Raw genomic sequence first — 19,570 nt, forward strand, 5'->3', positions numbered from 1 at the left:
CCGTAGCTGGTGCCAACGGCGGCCAGCCAGCGCACGTTGTTTTCATCGAAACGGCCGAACTTGCCCTGGGCCAGGTTCAGCAGCGAACCGCTGGACCAGGCCACCAGCGTGCCGGCATCCGCCGGGCGCTGGGCGACGACTGCGTTGTAAGCCACCGCGCCGACACCGCCGGGCATGTAGGTCACGCGCATCGGTTTGGTCAGCAGTTTTTCGTTGATCAGCGCGCTTTGCGCCAGTTTGCAGGTCAGGTCGAAACCACCGCCGGGCGAGGCGGGGGCGATGCATTCCGGGCGTTTGGGCTCGGCCATCAGGTGGCCGGCAAACAGCACGCAGCTGGCGGCGAGGGCGAAACGGCGCAGTGAACGATTCATTTTTGTCTCCACAGGAGTTTTTGTTTTTCGGGATGATTCAGGTGCGACGATTTCGCGCGGTGCTGGGGCATTCAAATCCGCTGGGATTGAACGACGAGCAATCGGCTTCGTCGCTGGCATGCATAAACGACGGGAGTTGCAGGGAAGGGCGATGTGGGCAAGCCTGGAGCTGTATGGACAGCATGGTGCAGTACCTCGGTTATTGTTCTTATTGGCGAAAACGCTTCATGGCGTTTTTCGGGAGCTACATTTCACAGCAGGTGCAGACAAGGGTTGGAATGTCAGGTCGAAACATCCCGTAACCTGACTCTAACCACTCAACCTTTCGCTAACCTTTCATCGGGCTTTCACGGTTTTTCGGACTTCACAGCGGCGGATGCCGCTGTAAACTCCGCGCCAAACAATGGCGTCGACCGTCCCTGAACGAGGTAATGATCCATGCGTGTCCTGCTCGTCGAAGACCATCTGCAGCTCGCCGAAAGTGTCGCCCAGGCGCTCAAGAGCACCGGCTTGACCGTGGATGTGCTGCACGACGGCGTCGCGGCCGACCTGGCGCTGGGCAGCGAGGAGTACGCCATGGCGATTCTCGACGTCGGCCTGCCGCGCATGGATGGTTTCGAAGTGCTGGCGCGCCTGCGTGCCCGGGGCAAGAATCTTCCAGTGTTGATGCTGACCGCCCGCAGCGACGTCAAGGACCGGGTCCATGGCCTGAACCTGGGTGCCGACGACTACCTGGCCAAGCCTTTCGAACTCACCGAGCTTGAAGCCCGGGTCAAGGCCTTGCTGCGCCGCAGTGTGTTGGGTGGCGAGCGCCTGCAGCGCTGTGGTGTGCTGGCCTACGACCTGGAGACCCGGCGCTTCACCCTCGGTGAGGAACTGCTGACCCTGACCTCCCGCGAGCAGGCGGTACTCGAAGCCTTGATCGCCCGTCCCGGCCGGGTGATGAGCAAGGAACAACTGGCTTCACAGGTCTTCGGCCTGGACGAAGAGGCCAGTCCCGACGCCATCGAAATCTACGTACACCGCTTGCGCAAGAAACTCGACGGCCATCCGGTGGCCATCGTGACGTTCCGCGGTCTCGGTTATCTGCTGGAAAGCCGTGATGCATAAGGCCAGCAGCCTGCGTTGGCGGTTGCTGTGGAACCTGGCGCTGTTGCTGGTGGTGTTGATGCTGGCCAGTGGCTTGAGCGCTTACTGGAACGGTCGCGAAGCGGCCGACACGGCCTATGACCGCACGTTGCTGGCCTCGGCGCGGACCATTGCCGCCGGCCTGTCCGAGCGTGATGGCAGCCTCAGCCTGGACGTGCCCTACGTGGCCCTCGATACGTTCGCCTACGACAGTGCGGGGCGGATTTTCTACCTGGTCAACGACATCAATCAGAAGCTGATCTCCGGCTATGAAAATCTGCCGGCGCCGCCACCCGGTACACCGCGCACCGACAACTACCCGGCGCTGGCGCGTTTCTACAACGCGACTTACCAGGGGCAGAACGTGCGCGTGGTCAGCCTGCTCAAGGCGGTCAGCGAGCCGAACATGAATGGCATGGCGGAAATCCGCGTGGCGGAGACCGATGAGGCTCGCGTCAGCATGGCCCGCAGCCTGGCCGGCGATACCTTGTTGCGTCTGGGCATGCTCGCGGTCGGGGCACTGATGATCGTCTGGTTTGCGGTCAGTGCCGCGCTGCGCCCGCTGGAGCGTTTGCGTACGGCAGTGGAGGAGCGCCAGCCGGACGACCTGCGGCCGTTGCCCCTGGTGGAAGTGCAACGCGAGTTGTGGCCACTGGTGCGTGCGCTCAATCATTTCACCGAGCGTCTGCGCGGGCAGTTCGAGAAGCAGGCGCAATTCATCGCCGATGCCGCCCACGAATTGCGCACGCCGTTGGCGGCACTCAAGGCCCGGCTGGAATTGGGCTTGCGTTCGAGCGAACCGCAAACCTGGCGCAGCACACTGGAAACCGCTGCCCAGGGCACTGATCGCCTGACCCACCTGGCCAATCAATTGCTCTCCCTGGCCCGGGTGGAAAACGGCGCCAGGGCGATTGCCGAGGGCGGCGCGCAATTGCTCGACCTCAGTCAGCTGGCGCGTGAACTGGGCATGGCCATGGCACCGCTGGCCCATAAGCGCGGCGTGGCCCTGGCGCTGGAGGCTGACGAGCCGGTCTGGTTGCGCGGCGAACCGACGCTGCTCAACGAACTGCTGAGCAACCTGGTGGATAACGCGCTGGCACATACACCTGCGGGGGGTAACGTGATCTTGCGGGTTTCGGCCCCGGCGGTGCTGGAGGTCGAGGACGACGGTCCAGGCATTCCCCTTGATGAGCGTGATCGGGTGTTCGAGCGCTTTTACCGGCGTAATCAGCAGGTGGCCGGTTCGGGGCTGGGGTTGGCGATCGTCGGTGAGATCTGCCGCGCGCACCTGGCGCAGATCAGCCTGCATGATGGCGAGCGGGCGGGGTTGAAGGTGCGGGTGAGTTTTATTGCCGGGGATTGATGGTGTCTGTTCTGGCCCTATCGCCAGCAGGCTGGCTCCCACATTGGATCTTTGTCACGCCACAAATCCCTGTGGGAGCCAGCCTGCTGGCGATTTGGGCGACGCGGTCTTGGATCAATAAAACATCAACCGCGTTTCTTCCACATCGGCACACATCGCCTTGTTGTCCGGATCGATCCCCAGCTTGATGAACGCCGGGACGCTGAAAGGATCGATCCGCGAGATCGGATGATCGGTGTCTTTGTAGCAATACAGGCTGGCCACCTGCACCAGGTCGACGTAATCGATCTGCCCGGACTGTCGCTTGAAATTCAGGTACAGCCTGGGCACCTGCACCAGCATGTCCGGAAACTCCCAAACCCTGAGCAGCTTGTCGCCGAGCAACGGGTGAATGCGCTCGATCACATGGTTGAGGCTGACCGGATCGGACAACAGTTCATAGTGGTCTTCGGCGTACGTCAGGATCGGCAATACCCCGATCTGGTGCACCAGTCCGCCAAGGGCCGCCTTATCCGGCTTGAGCTGGGTGTAGTTGCGGCACAGCGCATAGCTGACACCGGCGATTTCCAGGCTTTTGCGCCAGACTTCGCGCATTTTCTGTTCCACCACCGTGGAACGGGCATGGAAAATCTGTTCCATGACCAGGCCGATGGCCAGGTTACTGCTGTAGTTGATGCCCAGGCGCGTGATCGCCGTGTGCAAATCGGTGACTTCCTGCGCCGCGCGCAGCAGTGGGCTATTGACCACCTTGATCAGCCGCGCCGACAGCGCGGCATCGCGGCCAATCACTTTGCTCAAGCTACCGATGCTTATTTCCGGATTTTCGGCGGCCTTGCGAATCTGCAAGGCCACTTCCGGTAACGTTGGCAGAACCAGGTCATCGTTATCGATGGCCTCAACCAAATCCTGTTGGACCCTTTCCGCCAGCTCACTCATTACGCTTCTCTAGGTGTTGCCATGCGGTTAACGCTGGATTTCGCGATCGCGGTCCAGTTGGTACGGCAGGTCGAGCAGGTGCAGGGCCGGGCCGTCGAGTGCGCCCAGATGGATGTCGCCGGCTTCTGCTGCTTCGGCTTGCAACACCGCCAACAGTTCGATGTGGCTGGCGGCATTGGCGGCCAGCACCACTTCACCGATCGAGCTGCCGTGACTGGGGGCAAACAGCTGGGTGCCGGGTTCCGGCAGTTCGCCGCCATCCATTTGCAGGCGATACAGGCGGCGCTTGAGTTTGCCCAGGTACTGCATGCGCGCGACGATTTCCTGGCCGGTATAGCAGCCTTTCTTGAAACTCACGCCACCGACGGCCTGCAGATTGAGCATCTGCGGGATGAACAGCTCACGGGTGCTGGGCATCACCTGGCCGATCCCGGCACGCACCTGACCCAGTAGCCATTGATTGAGCTCACCTTCACGCAGCAGGGCGGACAGCTGGCTCTTGATGCCATCGGCTTGGTCGGCGGCCACCCACAGCTCGGCTCGGCCGGGCGAGACGCGAATGGCGATCAAACCGTCATTACGCACGACGCTGTCTGTGTCTGCCGGCAGTTCAAGACCGAGGCTTTTCAAGGCCCCGTCGCCCTGCTCGATGCCGAAACGGACCCAGGCAGCGCTTTCATCGGTCAGCTTGGACTTGGAAAACACCGCGTATTTTTTCAGGTCCGCCAGCTGCGGTTCGAGCAACTCGCTGGCCATGGCCAGGAGTACGCCGTCGCCTTCGAGCAGGATGCGGAAGCTCGACTGCATCCGGCCTTTCTGCGTGCAACGCGCACCGAGGCTGGCCCGGGTGTCGCTCAGGTAATTGAGGTTGCAGGTCAGTTGGCCTTGCAGGAATTTGCCGGCGTCCGCACCGCGGACCGCCAAAACACCTTCATGGGACAGCGTGCAGAAAAAAGCAGAATCGGCCATGGGTCATCGCAGGGTAAAGAGTCTGGCGGACATGATAAGGGGCTGCCCTTGAAATGGGTAGTTCACAAAGGATCGTCGGTGCCCGACCAAAGCCGACTGTTCGATGAGGCGCGGGGCTGTATACTTGCGGCCTATTTGAGGAGCGCTCCATGGTCGAAGATGTTGAACTGAATCGCCTCTACTGGCACAGCCGCCGCGGCATGCTTGAGCTTGACGTGTTGCTGGTGCCGTTTGTGAAAGAGGTTTATCCGCACCTCAACGAAGTTGATCGCGCCTGCTACGTCAGGCTGCTCGAATGCGAAGATCAGGACATGTTCGGCTGGTTCATGGAACGCGCCGAATCGGAAGATCCGGAGCTTCAGCGCATGGTTCGCATGATCCTGGATCGTGTCCAGCCCAAATAACGGGTTCGAATGCCGCTGGCATGCCTCACGGCAGTTGCTGGCGGTGTATCTTGTGGCCCAGCTGTTCGCGCTGGGTTCGCTGTTTCTTCTTTCCATACCGCTCTGGGCCAGCCTGCCTGGCGCTTTTTGCTGCCTGCTGCATGGCGTATGGGTATTGCCTCGGCAGATCCTGTTGACGCACCCGCAAGCGTTTTGCGGCTTGCGTCGCGATGCCGATGGCTGGCAGCTGTGGAATCAGGCGCGGGGATGGCAGGCGGTGCAACTGCGTCCGGACAGCCTGGCACTGCCATTGGCGGTGGTGCTGCGTTTTCGCGTGCGGGGCGAGCGGCGCGTCAGGAGCATTTGCGTGCCCCGGGATTCGCAGGCGGCGGATGTGCACCGACGCCTGCGGGTGCGGCTCAAGTTCACTCGGCGTAGGTGGACGGCACCAGGATAGTGTCCAGGGCAACCGGCAGCATCTGCGGATAATCGAGGGTGTAATGCAGGCCGCGACTTTCCTTGCGCTCCATCGCTGAGCGAATCATCAGTTCGGCCACCTGGGCCAGGTTGCGCAGTTCGATCAAGTCCCGGCTGACCTTGTAGTTGCTGTAGAACTCGTCGATTTCGTCGAGCAGCAATCGCACGCGGTGCTGGGCCCGTTGCAGGCGTTTGCTGGTGCGCACGATGCCGACGTAGTCCCACATGAATCGCCGCAGCTCATCCCAGTTGTGCGCAATGATCACGTCCTCATCGGAATCAGTAACCTGGCTCGCGTCCCAGACGGGCAGGGCTGCAGGTGCTGGCACCTGTGGCAACTGTTCCAGGATGTCAGCCGCTGCCGAGCGGGCGTAGACGAAGCACTCCAACAACGAGTTGCTGGCCATGCGGTTGGCACCGTGCAGGCCGGTGAAGCTGGTTTCACCAATCGCGTACAGCCCCGGCACATCGGTGCGACCCCGTTGATCGACCATGACGCCGCCACAGGTGTAGTGCGCCGCCGGAACCACCGGGATCGGCTGCTTGGTGATGTCGATGGAAAACTCCAGGCAGCGTTCGTACATCGTCGGGAAATGCGACTTGATGAACGCTTCGGACTTGTGGCTGATGTCCAGGTACACGCAGTCGACGCCCAGGCGCTTCATCTCATGGTCGATGGCCCGGGCGACGATGTCCCGTGGCGCCAGTTCGGCCCGGGGGTCGAAGCGCTGCATGAAGCGTTCTCCGTTGGGCAGCTTCAGGTGCGCACCTTCTCCGCGCAGGGCTTCGGTGATCAGGAAGCTCTTGGCTTGCGGGTGATACAGGCAGGTGGGGTGGAACTGGTTGAACTCCAGGTTCGCCACCCGGCAGCCCGAGCGCCAGGCCATGGCGATGCCATCACCGCAGGCGCCATCGGGGTTGCTGGTATAGAGGTAGACCTTGGCTGCGCCGCCGGTGGCAAGGATCACGAAGCGCGCACCGTAGGTGTCGACTTCCCCGGTGCTGCGATTGAGCACGTAGGCACCCAGGCAGCGATCCCCTTCAAGGCCCAGGCGCTTTTCGGTAATCAGGTCGACCGCGACCCGCTGCTCCAGCAACTCGATGTTGGGCCGTTGTTGGGCCTGGGTGAGCAAGGTTCGGAAAATCGCCGCGCCAGTGGCGTCGGCTGCATGGATGATGCGGCGATGGCTGTGACCGCCTTCACGGGTCAGGTGGAATTCGAATCCGCCGTCTTCGGTGCCGGACTGTTCGTCGCGGGTGAAGGGTACGCCCTGGTCGATCAGCCATTGGATGGCCTCTTTGCTGTGCTCGACGGTGAAGCGCACGGCGTCTTCGTGACACAACCCGCCGCCGGCGTTGAGGGTGTCATCGACGTGGGATTCGACGGTGTCGGTGTCATCCAGAACGGCGGCGACCCCGCCCTGGGCCCAGAACGTCGAGCCATTGGCGAGGTCGCCTTTACTCAATACGGCGATGCGCAAATGACCGGGCAAGGTCAGCGCAAGGCTCAAGCCGGCAGCACCGCTGCCAATTACCAGGACATCGTGTTGAAACTGTTGGCTCATTTCAGGATTCCGCTCAAAGCGACCCGGGTTGGGGTAGGCGCCAGACATCTGGACAGGCATGCCCGGCAGCCGCACAGCCCACTAGTATATAGAGGGGGGGAGCGGCACAATAGCCGAGCCGATATGGCATTGTGAAACTACTGTGACGGAAAACCGCTGACGGTTCGTCGGATGTTTTTACCACCGGTTCGGCGCCAAGCGAACTGTATCGTGGATTTAACACTCTTTTTCGCTTCAGGGTTGCACAATGTCGGTTCTGCGCAGCTATAAATATTTGAACTTTTGCCAAAGGCCCAAGATCAATAGACGGTTGCCTGATTCAAGGGACAGTGTCGGTTTCATCGCTGGATCGCGGTTGGATCCATGCCGGTCAAACCGATGACAAGATTATTCGCGCAGCCGGGGAATCTCGCGCTGCGTTTTTCGTGCGTGCCGAATCAGAGCCCGCAGGAAACTTGCCTGGAGGGGGAGAACTTTTGCGAAAAGCCCGAGTCTATGTTTGCAAGCCCGGTCGTTTAGTAATGCAAGCCTCCTCCGAGCTTATCGAGGAGTGTTCATGCTAACCCAGGAAGAGGATCAGCAGCTGGTCGAACGCGTTCAACGCGGCGACAAGCGCGCGTTCGATCTGCTAGTGCTGAAATATCAGCACAAAATTCTCGGGTTGATCGTGCGATTCGTGCACGACACCCATGAAGCCCAGGATGTAGCGCAGGAAGCCTTTATCAAGGCCTATCGCGCACTTGGTAATTTTCGCGGAGACAGCGCGTTTTATACGTGGCTTTACCGCATCGCCATCAACACGGCGAAGAACTATCTGGTTTCACGCGGCCGTCGGCCGCCGGATAGCGATGTCAGTTCCGAGGATGCAGAGTTCTACGATGGCGATCATGGCCTCAAGGATCTCGAGTCGCCAGAACGGGCTTTGCTGCGGGATGAGATCGAAGGCACCGTCCATCGAACCATTCAGCAACTGCCAGAAGATTTACGTACGGCTTTAACTTTACGTGAATTTGATGGTCTGAGTTACGAGGACATCGCGAGCGTCATGCAATGTCCGGTGGGTACCGTGCGCTCCCGGATTTTCCGCGCCCGGGAGGCCATCGATAAAGCCCTGCAGCCGTTGTTGCAGGAAAACTAAAGACAGCGGCGACAGCCAAGAGAGGAACGCCATGAGTCGTGAAGCCCTGCAGGAATCGCTGTCCGCAGTGATGGATAACGAAGCGGACGAATTGGAATTGCGTCGGGTATTGAATGCCTGCGACGATGTTGAAACCCGTGAAACCTGGGCTCGTTATCAGATCGCTCGGGCAGTGATGCACAAGGACCTGCTGCTTCCACGCCTGGATATTGCCGCGGCTGTTTCTGCTGCATTGGCTGACGAAGCCGTACCGGCAAAAGCCACCCGTGGTCCATGGCGCAGCCTGGGTCGTCTGGCCGTGGCCGCCTCGGTTACCCTGGCGGTACTGGCCGGTGTTCGCCTGTACAACCAGGACGAGATCGCTGGCGTCGAACTGGCGCAGCAATCCACTCAACCTGGCCTGGCTGTTCCACAAGTCAAGGGCCCGGCTGTTCTGGCAGGCTACAATGAGAGTTCGGAAGCCACAGGCCCAATGGCCAATGGCGTATTGCAAGGTCAGCCAGGCTGGAACGATCAGCGTTTGCCAGGCTACTTGCGCCAACATGCTCAACAGGCTGCACTGAAAGGTACTGAGAGCGCTCTGCCTTACGCTCGTGCAGCAAGCCTGGAAAACCGTTAAGGAGGATCATGCGCGCCATACCTCTACTTACGCTATTGCTCAGTGGCTGGTTCGTTGTTCCAGCCCACGCCGATCAGGCTCAAGACTGGTTGACCCGTCTGGGCCAGGCCGAGCAGCAGCAAAGCTTTCAAGGTACTTTCGTCTACGAGCGTAACGGTAGTTTTTCTACCCACAACATCTGGCACCGCGTCCAGGATGGCCAGGTCCGCGAGCGCTTGATCCAGCTCGACGGCTCCGCTCAGGAAGTCGTACGCATTGATGGTCAAACTCAGTGCGTCAGCGGCAACCTGATGGCAGGGTTGGGGGATTCCTCCAACTCCGCAGCTCGCGCACTCGATCCCCAGAAGCTCAAGAATTGGTATGACCTTGCTGTCATCGGCAAGTCGCGCGTGGCCGGTCGCCCCGCCGTGATCGTCTCGCTGACGCCGCGTGACCAGCACCGCTACGGTTTTGAACTGCATCTTGATCAACAGACCGGCCTGCCACTCAAGTCATTGCTGCTGGATGACAAAGGGCGGCTGCTGGAGCGCTTCCAGTTCACTCGCCTCGACCCCGTTGCACTCCCGAGCGACAGTGACCTGCAGCCGGGCGCCGACTGCAAGCCGGTGAAGCTCGACAGCGACAAGGCTTCCACGGTCAAGGAAGCACGTGTCTGGCATTCGGACTGGTTGCCACCGGGTTTCGAACTGACCAGCAGTACGGCCCGCAAGGATCCAGAGACCAAGGCCCTGGTCAACAGCTTGATGTATGACGATGGCCTCGCGCGGTTTTCAGTGTTCCTCGAGCCTTTGAGTGGAGGCGGGGCCGCCGACACCCGTACTCAACTAGGTCCAACCGCTGCCGTTTCCCGGCGCTTGAGCACCCCGCAAGGCGAGATGGTGGTGACTGTGGTGGGCGAGATCCCGATCGGCACCGCTGAACGGATTGCCTTATCCATGCGCACCGACGCCACTGCAACCCAGCAGTGACGTGAAATCGAAATGTTTCGTGAGCATTTCAATTTGCAAATCCCCCCAATATTTTTTATAGGTCAGAGCCCCTCGGCTCTGGCCTTGTTTGTTGTTCCCGGAACAAAAATACCGGCGTATCGTTCCCGGTGTTCCTTGCTCCATATCGCTTAACCATGCTCGTCGTAACGGGAGCCGTATGTCGATACCACGCTTGAAGTCTTATCTCTCCATTTTTGCCACCGTGCTGGTGCTCGGTCAGGCGGTCGCTGTTCAAGCGGTCGAATTGCCTGACTTCACGCAACTGGTCGAACAGGCCTCGCCTGCGGTGGTGAACATCAGTACCACGCAAAAGCTGCCTGACCGCAAGGTGAGCCAGCAGATGCCAGACCTCGAAGGCTTGCCGCCGATGCTGCGCGAGTTTTTCGAGCGCGGCATGCCGCCGCAGCCTCGATCGCCCCGTGGCGACCGTCAGCGCGAAGCGCAATCGTTGGGTTCGGGGTTCATCATTTCGCCTGACGGCTACATCCTGACCAATAATCACGTGATCGCCGATGCCGACGAAATCCTCGTGCGTCTGTCCGATCGCAGTGAAATGAAGGCCAAGCTGATCGGCACCGATCCGCGATCCGATGTGGCGCTGCTGAAAGTCGACGCCAAGGATCTTCCGGTCCTGAAGCTGGGCAAGTCCCAGGATCTGAAAGCCGGACAATGGGTCGTGGCAATCGGCTCGCCATTCGGTTTTGACCATACCGTGACCCAAGGCATCGTCAGTGCCGTCGGTCGCAGCCTGCCGAATGAAAACTACGTGCCGTTCATCCAGACCGACGTGCCGATCAATCCGGGTAACTCGGGTGGGCCGCTGTTCAACCTCAATGGTGAGGTGGTCGGGATCAACTCGCAGATCTACACCCGTTCCGGCGGCTTCATGGGCGTATCGTTCGCGATCCCTATCGACGTGGCGATGGACGTTTCCAACCAGCTCAAAAGCGGTGGCAAGGTCAGCCGTGGCTGGTTGGGCGTGGTGATCCAGGAGGTGAACAAGGATCTGGCCGAATCGTTCGGCCTGGACAAGCCGGCCGGTGCGCTGGTCGCTCAGATCCAGGATGACGGCCCGGCTGCCAAGGGTGGGCTGCAAGTGGGTGATGTGATCCTGACCATGAATGGTCAGCCGATCGTCATGTCCGCCGATCTGCCACACCTGGTGGGCGCGTTGAAGGCGGGCTCCAAGGCTAATCTGGAAGTGATCCGCGAAGGCAAGCGCAAGAATGTCGAGCTGACGGTTGGCGCTATCCCGGAAGAAGGCAAGGAGATGGACGACCTGGCGCAGTCGAGCGTCGAGCGCAGCAGCAACCGCCTGGGCGTCTCCGTGGTGGAGTTGACGGACGAACAGAAGAAAACCTACGACCTCAAGGGCGGCGTGGTGATCAAGGAAGTTCAGGACGGTCCTGCTTCGATGATCGGCCTGCAGCCAGGCGATATCATCACTCACCTGAACAATCAGGCGATCGGTTCGGCCAAGGAGTTCACGGACATTGCCAAGGCGTTGCCGAAGAATCGCTCGGTGTCGATGCGCGTGCTGCGCCAGAACCGTGCGAGCTTCATCACCTTCAAGCTGGCCGAATAAACCGCTGGCCTGCTGAATGAAAAACCGCCTCGAAAGAGGCGGTTTTTTTTTGCGGCTAAACCTGTCAGCCCATCATGTCCTTGATCATGCGTTCCTGCTCTATCAGCTCGCGCTGGCGGGCATCGATTCGCGAGGACAGCGGGAAATTGGTGCCAGCCTTGCGCTTGGCAAAGTCCAGTTGCTGGATGGCCTGGCGGTAGTCGCCCACCAGCGCGAAATACTCGGCGCGCGCCTGGTGCAGGCCGATGATGTTGCCTGACAGCCCGCGGGTTTCGGCCACCTGATACCACACGTCCGGATCGTCCGGGCGCGATTTGAGCAGGCCTTCGAGGGCCTTCTCGGCATCGGCGGCGCGGTTCTGTTTCAGCAGCAGGTCGACGCGTACCTGGTTCAGCGGGTAATTGCCGGGGTATTGCGTCAGCATCCGGTCAACCCGGGACTGTGCATCCGGCAGGCGATTGTTGGTGATGTCCAGATCGACCTGGGCGAGGTTGTAGATGATCTCGTTCGGCGCCTTGGCCAGCAGCAACTTGAGGTTTTCCCGTGCTTCGTTCAGTTGGCCGCCCTTGATCTGTGCAATCGCAAGGCCGTAGCGCGCCACATCGTTTTTCGGGTTTTCTTCCAGCTGGGCGCGAAAGCGCTTGGCGCCCAGGCCTGGGGTTTCTTCATAGATCAGCTGAACCCGTGCCCGAATCAACTGATAGCGCAGGGAGTCTTCGATGCCACCCTGAGGGGCCTGCTCGGCTCGGTTGCGGGTGTCGGCGATCCGCGATTCGGTCACCGGGTGAGTTAGCAGAAATTCCGGTGGCTTGGCGTCGAAACGGTACTGACGCCCGAGGCGTTCGAACATGGTTGGCATGGAGCGCGGGTCGTAGCCGGCCTTTTCCAGATTGAGGAGACCGATGCGGTCGGCTTCCTGTTCGTTCTGGCGAGAGAACCGCCGCTGTTCCTGGATGGCCGCCGCCTGTGTGCCTGCAATCGCCGCAATACCGGCATCGCCGCCACCGGCCGCCGCAATCACGATGCCAGCTAGCAGCGCGGCCATCATCGGTACTTGCATGCGCTGTTGGGCCTCGACACCACGGGCAAAGTGGCGCTGCGACAAGTGAGCCAATTCGTGGGCCAGTACCGAGGCATATTCGCCTTCGGTCTGCGCATTGAGGAACAGGCCGCCGTTGACCCCGACAATCCCGCCGGGCGCCGCAAACGCGTTGAGTTGTGGGCTGTTGATCAGGATGAATTCCAGGCGCCGGTCGTTGACCTGGCTGGTCTCCACCAGGCGGTAGACGCTGGATTCGACGTAATCCTTGAGCTGCGGGTCGTTGAGCTGTGCTACCTGGCTGCGCAACAGGGCAAGCCAGGCGCGACCCAGCTGATACTCCTGTTGCGGCGAGACGATGGCAGAACTGGCGTCACCGAGTGACGGCAAGTCGTCGGCGAAGCCCGGTGAGGCGAGCAGGCAAGCGAGCGTCAGCAGGGTGGGGCGCAAAAAAGTCATGCACAAAGCCTTAGTCGACAAAGAGCTTACTGTAGCCGGACACCAGCCTTGCGACCAGATATTCTAGGCAACTCAACCCCCCGGACCGGAGTGATGCAATGATCGACGCTGTAGCCCATGACGTAGAGCTCGACGCCAGTGGCCTCAATTGCCCGCTGCCGTTGCTCAAGGCCAAGATGGAACTCAACCGGATGGCCAGTGGCACGGTGCTCAAGGTCATTGCCACCGATGCGGGTTCGCAGCGTGATTTCCGCACCTTTGCCCGATTGGCCGGTCATACGCTGCTTCATGAAGAAGATGAAGCGGGCATTTACCGTTACTGGTTGAAAAAAGCCTGAAACCTGCTGCGTTCGTTCCTAAGGAATATTGATGTTCAAAGTGTTGCGCGACTGGATTCAGCGCTACTTCTCCGACGAAGAAGCCGTGGTTCTGGCGGTCCTGTTGTTCCTGGCGTTCACCGCTGTGCTGACCCTGGGCGGCATGCTGGCGCCGGTGCTGGCCGGGATGGTGCTGGCCTACCTGATGCAGGGCCTGGTGGTGAGCCTGGAGCGAGTGCGCGTGCCGGGCGGGGTCGCGGTGGGGCTGGTCTTCGCCTTGTTCATGGGGTTGCTGCTGGTGTTCATCGTGGTCGTGGTGCCTTTGCTTTGGCATCAACTGATCACCTTGTTCAACGAATTGCCCGGCATGCTCGCCAAGTGGCAGACGCTGTTGTTGCTGTTGCCGGAACGCTATCCGCATCTGGTGTCCGACGAGCAGGTGCTGCGGGCCATTGAAGTGGCGCGGGGCGAGATCGGCAAGTTTGGCCAATGGGCGCTGACGTTTTCGCTGTCGAGCCTGCCGTTGCTGGTCAACATCATGATCTACCTGGTGCTGGTGCCGATCCTGGTGTTCTTCTTTCTCAAGGACCGGCAAATGATCGGCGAGTGGGTGCGCGGCTACCTGCCCCGTGAGCGGGCGCTGATCACCCGCGTCGCCCATGAGATGAACCGGCAGATCGCCAACTACATCCGTGGCAAGGTCATCGAGATTTTCATTTGCGGCGGGGTGACCTACATCGCCTTTGTCGTCCTGGAACTCAACTATGCGGCTCTGCTGGCCTTGCTGGTGGGCATCTCGGTGGTCGTGCCCTACGTCGGGGCGGTGGTGGTGACCGTGCCGGTGTTCCTGATTGCGCTGTTCCAGTGGGGCTGGAGCGATCAGTTCATCTATTTGATGGCGGTCTACGGGATTATCCAGACGCTGGACGGCAATGTGCTGGTGCCACTGTTGTTCTCGGAAGCCGTGAACCTGCATCCGGTGGCGATCATCTGCGCGGTGTTGCTGTTTGGTGGGCTGTGGGGCTTCTGGGGGGTGTTCTTTGCGATTCCCCTGGCGACGCTGTTCAAGGCCGTGCTGGATGCGTGGCCGCGCAAGGAGCCGATCGTGGCGCCGTTGCTTTAATCGCCATTGCCGGGTTGTGCGGTGAGTTACAAGGCCTCATCGCGAGCAGGCTCACTCCTACAGTTGACCGAGTTGTCCAAGTGGACGCGGTCTATTGTAGGAGTGAGCCTGCTCGTGATGGCGTCCGTATGGACACCCGGTAAAATCAGGCCTTGTTCAGCGCCTGAGCCGCCGCCAAAACCGCATCCACATGCCCCGGCACCTTCACGCCACGCCATTCCTGACGCAACACCCCGTCCTTGTCGATGAGAAAGGTGCTGCGATCCACGCCCATGTATTCCTTTCCATAGAGCTTTTTCAGCTTGATCACATCAAACAGCTGGCAGAGCGCTTCTTCCTTGTCGCTGATCAGCTCGAAGGTGAAGGCCTGCTTGGCCTTGAAGTTCTCGTGGGACTTCAGGCTGTCGCGGGACACGCCAAACACTTCGGTGTTGGCGGCCTTGAAGGCGTCCAGCTGGTCGCGAAAGCCCTGGCCTTGGGTGGTGCAGCCCGGCGTGCTGTCCTTGGGGTAGAAGTAGATCACTACCTGCTTGCCCTTGAGGTCCGCCAGGCGCACGGTTTGCCCACTGGTGGCGGGTGCTTCGAAGTCGGCAACCGGTTGGTCGAGTGCAACGGCCATGAAATGCTTCCTTACATTGGGTTCTGTGGGCGCCACGGTTCGATCAGGGCATCGAGGTTCAGCGCGTCGGCGAAGTCCAGGAACTGATCTCGCAGCCAGCTGATCTGCACACCGGCCGGCAAGGTCACGGTAAACGTGGCATTGAGCATGGTGCCGCCGGTCTGTGGTGCCTGATAGGTATCGCAGGTCAGGTTTTCCAGTTCGACATTGTGGTCCATGAAGAACTGGCACAGCTCGTTGATGATGTCCGAGCGGTAGGCAGAGCTTACATAGGCCACGTAGGGCAGGGCCTGGGGACGGTTCTCCAGGGCGGCGCTGCGCACCACGTTGACGGTGAAGGCATGTCGTTTTGCCAGGGTGGGCAGGCTGCCCTCCAGGCGAGCCAGGGCGTCCCAGCTGCCGGAGATTTCGAGGACCAGCGCACTGCACTCGCCATGACGGGTCAGGCGGGAAGTGACCACGGCGCAGCGGTTTTCATGGCTGGCGCGGCACAGCACGTTAGTCAGCTCCATGGGGTTGGCGCCGAGGGCACTGATGACAAGGAATTGTTCGCGAACTGTGGGGGTGGACATGCAGCATTCCTAAAGCGATGAGCGGTCGGTACTTCTATCGGCTGGTTTTGCCGGGAACGAACCTGCGCATGCGAATCATCAAAGCCCCGGGCACAAGGTCGCAACGTGGCTCCAGAGCGGCAGGAGCGGGGGTGGCGACGCTGGATCGGGGGCTTGAGATGTCGAAAATGGAGGCGCGAACCCGAAATACGAGCTTAGCAGTATCGATCAAAGTCTGAAGGGTAGCGAAAAGCGGCGCCAAGGGGAATGGCGGCAGCGCAGTACTTCGCTTGTGCAAGCATCTTGGCGCCAGTACCATTACGGCTCTCTTTTTCCGGCAGGAGCGGTTGCATGATTGCGGGCAGTATGGTGGCACTGGTCACACCCATGGATGCACAAGGTCGTCTCGACTGGGACAGCCTGAGCAAACTGGTGGACTTTCACCTGCAAAACGGCACCCACGCCATCGTGGCGGTCGGCACTACAGGTGAATCGGCCACCCTTGATGTGAGCGAACACATCGAAGTGATCCGTCGCGTAGTCAAGCAGGTCAACGGCCGCATTCCGGTCATCGCCGGCACCGGCGCCAACTCGACCCGCGAGGCGATCGAGCTGACCACCAATGCGAAGACCGCGGGCGCCGATGCTTGCCTGCTGGTCACGCCGTACTACAACAAACCGACCCAGGAAGGCCTGTACCAGCACTTCAAGGCGATCGCCGAAGCCGTCGACATCCCGCAGATCCTCTACAACGTGCCAGGCCGCACCGCCTGCGACATGCTGGCCGAGACCGTGATCCGCCTGTCGACCGTCAAGAACATCATCGGTATCAAGGAAGCCACCGGCGACCTGCAGCGCGCCAAGGCAATCATCGACGGTGTCGACAGCAACTTCCTGGTGATCTCCGGTGACGATGCTACCGCTGTCGAGCTGATCCTGCTGGGCGGCAAGGGCAACATTTCGGTGACCGCCAACGTCGCCCCGCGTGACATGGCCGACCTGTGCATTGCCGCGCTGAACGGCGAAGCCGAGAAGGCTCGCGCCATTCACCAGAAGCTGATGCCACTCAATAAAACCCTGTTTATCGAGTCCAATCCAATTCCCGTGAAATGGGCGCTGCATGAGATGGGCCTGATGCCGGACGGTATCCGTCTGCCGCTCACCTGGCTCAGCGCCGAATGTCACGAACCGCTGCGGCAGGCCATGCGCCAGTCCGGCGTCCTGGTTTAATTGAGGAAGTACAACGCATGAAGCGAATGGCCGGACTTTCCGCACTTGCCTTGATCATCTCCAGCACCAGTGGCTGTGGATGGGTCTGGGGCCCGGAAGGTTATTTCCGTGACCGTGGTAGCGATTACCTGGAAGCGCAACAGACTGCACCCATGCAATTGCCGCCAGATGTCACCACCGCCAAGCGCCTGGATCCGCTGTTGCCGATCCCGCGCAACGTCGCCGATGACACCGCCAAGGGCGAATACGTCGTGCCTCGTCCGCAGCCGTTGTCGGCCGCCGCCGACGCCAGTGCCTACTCCCTGCAGAAGAGCGGCGATTCGCGCTCGATCCTGGCGCAGAACCCCGCGGCTGAAGTCTGGCCCGTGGCCGTGCAGTTCTTCCAGGACAACGGTTTCCGCCTGGACGAGCAGCGCCCGCAAACCGGCGAATTCACCACCACCTGGCAGCGTTCCGACGAACTGTCCGCAGCCATGGCCAAGCGCCTGAGCGCCGCCGGTGTCAGTACCGACAGCGAAACCCGCGTGCGGGTGCGTATCGAGCCGGGCGTACAACGCAACACCAGTGAAGTCTACGTGGTCAGCGCCGAGCGTCCTGCTGGCAGCACTGCCGACGTCGCCTTCACCAACCGTTCGGTCAACACCGGCCTGGACGCGGCACTGGTCGACGACATGCTGGCGAGCATGAGCCGCATTTCCGAAAAGGGCGGTTCGGTCTCCATGCTGGCTTCTCGCGATTTCGACGCGCCAAGCCGCGTCAGCCTCAGCGAAGACGGCAGCGGCAACCCGGTGCTGAACGTCGGTACCGACCTGGATCGTGCCTGGTCGAGCGTCGGTCGTGCGCTGGAACAGGGCGAATGGCGCGTTGAAGACATCAACCGCAGCCTGGGCCTGTACTACATCAACCTCGCTGAAAAAGCCGAGAAGAAGGACGACAAGCCCGGGTTCTTCAGCAACCTGTTTGGCAGTGCCCCGAGCAAGGAAGAAGTCGAATCCCGTGCCGAGCGCTATCAGGTTCGCCTGAGCAAAGTGGGCGAAAACGTCCAGGTCACCGTGGAGAAGAACATCAACACCGTGGCGCCGGCTGACGTGGCGCGCAAAGTGTTGAGCGTGATTCAGGACAACCTGGGCTGATCACATGCGTTTTGCCGTTCTCGGCAGCGGTAGCCAAGGGAATGGCACGCTGATAGCCAGCGCTGATACGTACGTGCTGGTGGATTGTGGTTTCTCCCTGCGGGAAACCGAAAAACGCTTGCTGCGCCTGGGTGTAGACCCTGCGCAGCTGAGCGCGATACTCGTGACCCACGAACATGCCGACCACGTGCATGGCGTGGGTTTGCTGTCTCGGCGTTACAATCTGCCTGTCTACCTCAGTCGCGGGACCCTGCGCGGGATGCGCAAGCCGGTCGAGCCTGCGGGCTTCCTGGCCGGTGGCGAACAACTGCAGATCGGTGACCTGAGCATTGGTGTCATTGCCGTGGCCCACGATGCGCAGGAGCCGACGCAATACGTTTTCAGTGACGGTGAGCGGCGCTTCGGCCTGCTGACCGACCTGGGTTCGTATTGCGACAAGGTGCTGGACGGCTATCGCGACCTCGATGCATTGATGATCGAGGCCAACCATTGCCGGGACATGCTGGCTCGCGGTCATTACCCGTACTTTCTCAAGCAACGGGTGGGCGGTGAGCTGGGACATTTGAACAACCATCAGGCGGCATTCCTGGTGTCCGAGCTGGGCTGGAAAGACCTGCAACACCTGGTCCTGGCCCATCTGAGCAGCAAGAACAACCTGCCGCGGCTGGCCCGGCAATGTTTTGTCGACACCCTCGGGTGCGACCCGGACTGGCTGCAACTGGCCGATCAAGATTCAGGGCTCGACTGGCGACACATCGTCTAGCCCACCTACTTAGCAAGCGGAGCCCATCATGGAAAAACGTGAAGAACTGTACCGCGGCAAAGCCAAATCGGTTTACAAGACCGACGACGCCAACCGCTTGATCCTGCTGTTTCGCAACGACACTTCGGCGTTCGACGGCAAGCGCATCGAACAGCTCGACCGCAAAGGCATGGTGAACAACAAGTTCAATGCCTTCATCATGCAGAAACTCGAAGCCGCCGGCGTGCCGACCCAGTTCGACAAACTGCTGGGCGACAACGAATGCCTGGTGAAGAAGCTCGACATGATCCCGGTCGAGTGCGTCGTGCGTAACTACGCCGCCGGCAGCCTGGTCAAGCGCCTGGGCGTTGAAGAAGGCTTGAAGCTGAACCCCTACACCTTCGAACTGTTCCTGAAGGACGACGCCAAGGGCGACCCGTTCATCAATGAATCCCACGTCGTGGCGTTCGGTTGGGGCACTGCCGAGCAACTGGCGCGCATGAAAGAGCTGTCGCTCAAGGTCAACGAAGTCCTGAGCAAACTGTTCGACGACGCCGGCCTGCTGCTGGTCGACTTCAAACTGGAATTCGGCGTGTTCCACGACGGCTCCATCGTCCTGGGCGACGAATTCAGCCCGGACGGCTGCCGCCTGTGGGACAAGGCCACCAAGAAGAAAATGGACAAGGACCGCTTCCGCCAGGGCCTCGGTGACGTCATCGAAGCCTACGAAGAAGTCGCCAATCGTCTGGGCGTACCGCTTTAATCGACGCAAGCATCTGATAGCACAGAAAAATTTTCGAAAGAGGGTTTGCTTTCGGCAAAAGTGTTGTTATG

General features: G+C 60.6%; 20 protein-coding genes and 1 pseudogene. 14 read left to right on the top strand and 7 right to left on the bottom strand.

The genetic code is table 11. The features are described 5' to 3' along the window. Positions 1 to 371: pseudogene (locus tag PMI35_RS26455) on the bottom strand (tripartite tricarboxylate transporter substrate binding protein); the annotation flags it as partial. Between the two features lie 438 nt (positions 372 to 809). Between PMI35_RS26455 and PMI35_RS26450 the strand changes: the two are divergent. Both PMI35_RS26450 and PMI35_RS26445 read left to right on the top strand, forming a co-directional pair. Then, the gene (locus tag PMI35_RS26450) at positions 810 to 1,481 is read left to right on the top strand and encodes a response regulator (protein ID WP_008055965.1); all 672 of its coding nucleotides are present in this window, start codon (positions 810 to 812) and stop codon (positions 1,479 to 1,481) included. After that, positions 1,474 to 2,862, top strand: a complete 1,389-nt coding sequence (locus tag PMI35_RS26445) for a sensor histidine kinase (protein WP_008055966.1) — start codon at positions 1,474 to 1,476, stop codon at positions 2,860 to 2,862. The genes PMI35_RS26450 and PMI35_RS26445 overlap by 8 nt, the downstream gene beginning before the upstream one ends. Positions 2,863 to 2,976: 114 nt before the next feature. On the opposite strand, the gene PMI35_RS26440 is transcribed toward PMI35_RS26445, so the two are convergent. Together PMI35_RS26440 and ygfZ are read right to left on the bottom strand one after the other, a co-directional pair. After that, a complete protein-coding gene (locus PMI35_RS26440) occupies positions 2,977 to 3,798 on the bottom strand; it encodes an HDOD domain-containing protein (protein ID WP_008055967.1) in 822 nt (273 codons plus the stop codon). A 27-nt stretch (positions 3,799 to 3,825) separates the two neighbouring features. Then, a complete protein-coding gene (gene ygfZ / locus PMI35_RS26435; protein WP_008055968.1) occupies positions 3,826 to 4,767 on the bottom strand; it encodes a CAF17-like 4Fe-4S cluster assembly/insertion protein YgfZ in 942 nt (313 codons plus the stop codon). Positions 4,768 to 4,916: 149 nt separating this feature from the next. Between ygfZ and PMI35_RS26430 the strand changes: the two genes are divergently transcribed. Then, on the top strand, positions 4,917 to 5,171 hold the full coding sequence (locus tag PMI35_RS26430; RefSeq protein ID WP_007898624.1) for an FAD assembly factor SdhE: 255 nt from the start codon (positions 4,917 to 4,919) through the stop codon (positions 5,169 to 5,171). Further along, positions 5,155 to 5,607: a protein YgfX gene (locus PMI35_RS0132330; protein WP_032831416.1), complete on the top strand. Its 453-nt coding sequence runs from the start codon at positions 5,155 to 5,157 to the stop codon at positions 5,605 to 5,607. Before PMI35_RS26430 ends, PMI35_RS0132330 begins: the two co-directional genes overlap by 17 nt. Here PMI35_RS0132330 and nadB read toward each other — a convergent pair. Further along, positions 5,576 to 7,192 carry an L-aspartate oxidase gene (nadB, locus tag PMI35_RS26425; protein WP_008055969.1) on the bottom strand — a complete coding sequence of 539 codons (1,617 nt, stop codon included), beginning with the start codon at positions 7,190 to 7,192 and terminating at the stop codon, positions 5,576 to 5,578. The two genes, PMI35_RS0132330 and nadB, sit on opposite strands and share 32 nt — an antisense overlap. A 556-nt stretch (positions 7,193 to 7,748) precedes the next feature. On the opposite strand from nadB, the gene rpoE reads away from it, so the two are divergent. The 4 genes from rpoE (at position 7,749) to PMI35_RS26405 (ending at position 11,523) form a co-directional block, all read left to right on the top strand. After that, the gene (rpoE, locus tag PMI35_RS26420) at positions 7,749 to 8,330 is read left to right on the top strand and encodes an RNA polymerase sigma factor RpoE (RefSeq protein ID WP_003172477.1); all 582 of its coding nucleotides are present in this window, start codon (positions 7,749 to 7,751) and stop codon (positions 8,328 to 8,330) included. Between the two features lie 31 nt (positions 8,331 to 8,361). Continuing rightward, positions 8,362 to 8,949: a sigma-E factor negative regulatory protein gene (locus PMI35_RS26415; protein ID WP_008055970.1), complete on the top strand. Its 588-nt coding sequence runs from the start codon at positions 8,362 to 8,364 to the stop codon at positions 8,947 to 8,949. 8 nt (positions 8,950 to 8,957) lie between these two features. Further along, the gene (locus tag PMI35_RS26410; protein WP_008055971.1) at positions 8,958 to 9,917 is read left to right on the top strand and encodes a MucB/RseB C-terminal domain-containing protein; all 960 of its coding nucleotides are present in this window, start codon (positions 8,958 to 8,960) and stop codon (positions 9,915 to 9,917) included. Positions 9,918 to 10,095: 178 nt separating this feature from the next. Then, on the top strand, positions 10,096 to 11,523 hold the full coding sequence (locus tag PMI35_RS26405; RefSeq protein ID WP_008055972.1) for a DegQ family serine endoprotease: 1,428 nt from the start codon (positions 10,096 to 10,098) through the stop codon (positions 11,521 to 11,523). Positions 11,524 to 11,587: 64 nt separating this feature from the next. Here the strand turns inward: PMI35_RS26405 and PMI35_RS26400 are convergent, their stop codons facing one another. Further along, complete coding sequence (locus PMI35_RS26400) at positions 11,588 to 13,021, bottom strand: M48 family metallopeptidase (protein ID WP_008055973.1); 1,434 nt, start codon at positions 13,019 to 13,021, stop codon at positions 11,588 to 11,590. A gap of 98 nt (positions 13,022 to 13,119) precedes the next feature. Between PMI35_RS26400 and PMI35_RS26395 the strand changes: the two genes are divergently transcribed. Continuing rightward, positions 13,120 to 13,359: a sulfurtransferase TusA family protein gene (locus PMI35_RS26395; protein WP_008055974.1), complete on the top strand. Its 240-nt coding sequence runs from the start codon at positions 13,120 to 13,122 to the stop codon at positions 13,357 to 13,359. A gap of 31 nt (positions 13,360 to 13,390) precedes the next feature. After that, positions 13,391 to 14,461 carry an AI-2E family transporter gene (locus tag PMI35_RS26390; RefSeq protein WP_008055976.1) on the top strand — a complete coding sequence of 357 codons (1,071 nt, stop codon included), beginning with the start codon at positions 13,391 to 13,393 and terminating at the stop codon, positions 14,459 to 14,461. 145 nt (positions 14,462 to 14,606) lie between these two features. Here PMI35_RS26390 and PMI35_RS26385 read toward each other — a convergent pair whose 3' ends face one another. Further along, complete coding sequence (locus PMI35_RS26385) at positions 14,607 to 15,080, bottom strand: peroxiredoxin (RefSeq protein WP_008055978.1); 474 nt, start codon at positions 15,078 to 15,080, stop codon at positions 14,607 to 14,609. Between the two features lie 11 nt (positions 15,081 to 15,091). Next, positions 15,092 to 15,652 (bottom strand): glycine cleavage system protein R, encoded by a 561-nt coding sequence (locus tag PMI35_RS26380; RefSeq protein ID WP_008055980.1) that lies wholly within the window; start codon positions 15,650 to 15,652, stop codon positions 15,092 to 15,094. 330 nt (positions 15,653 to 15,982) lie between these two features. On the opposite strand from PMI35_RS26380, the gene dapA reads away from it, so the two are divergent. From dapA to purC, 4 genes are read left to right on the top strand one after another with little or no spacing between them, the layout of a single operon-like run. Then, positions 15,983 to 16,861, top strand: coding sequence for a 4-hydroxy-tetrahydrodipicolinate synthase (gene dapA, locus PMI35_RS26375; protein WP_008055982.1), 879 nt, complete (start codon positions 15,983 to 15,985; stop codon positions 16,859 to 16,861). Positions 16,862 to 16,878: 17 nt separating this feature from the next. Then, complete coding sequence (gene bamC / locus PMI35_RS26370; protein WP_008055990.1) at positions 16,879 to 17,994, top strand: outer membrane protein assembly factor BamC; 1,116 nt, start codon at positions 16,879 to 16,881, stop codon at positions 17,992 to 17,994. A gap of 4 nt (positions 17,995 to 17,998) precedes the next feature. Beyond that, on the top strand, positions 17,999 to 18,757 hold the full coding sequence (locus tag PMI35_RS26365) for an MBL fold metallo-hydrolase (RefSeq protein WP_008055991.1): 759 nt from the start codon (positions 17,999 to 18,001) through the stop codon (positions 18,755 to 18,757). Positions 18,758 to 18,785: 28 nt separating this feature from the next. Next, complete coding sequence (gene purC, locus PMI35_RS26360) at positions 18,786 to 19,499, top strand: phosphoribosylaminoimidazolesuccinocarboxamide synthase (RefSeq protein WP_008055992.1); 714 nt, start codon at positions 18,786 to 18,788, stop codon at positions 19,497 to 19,499. Positions 19,500 to 19,570 lie beyond the last annotated feature (71 nt).

Source organism: Pseudomonas sp. GM78 (assembly GCF_000282475.1).
Taxonomy (GTDB): domain Bacteria; phylum Pseudomonadota; class Gammaproteobacteria; order Pseudomonadales; family Pseudomonadaceae; genus Aquipseudomonas.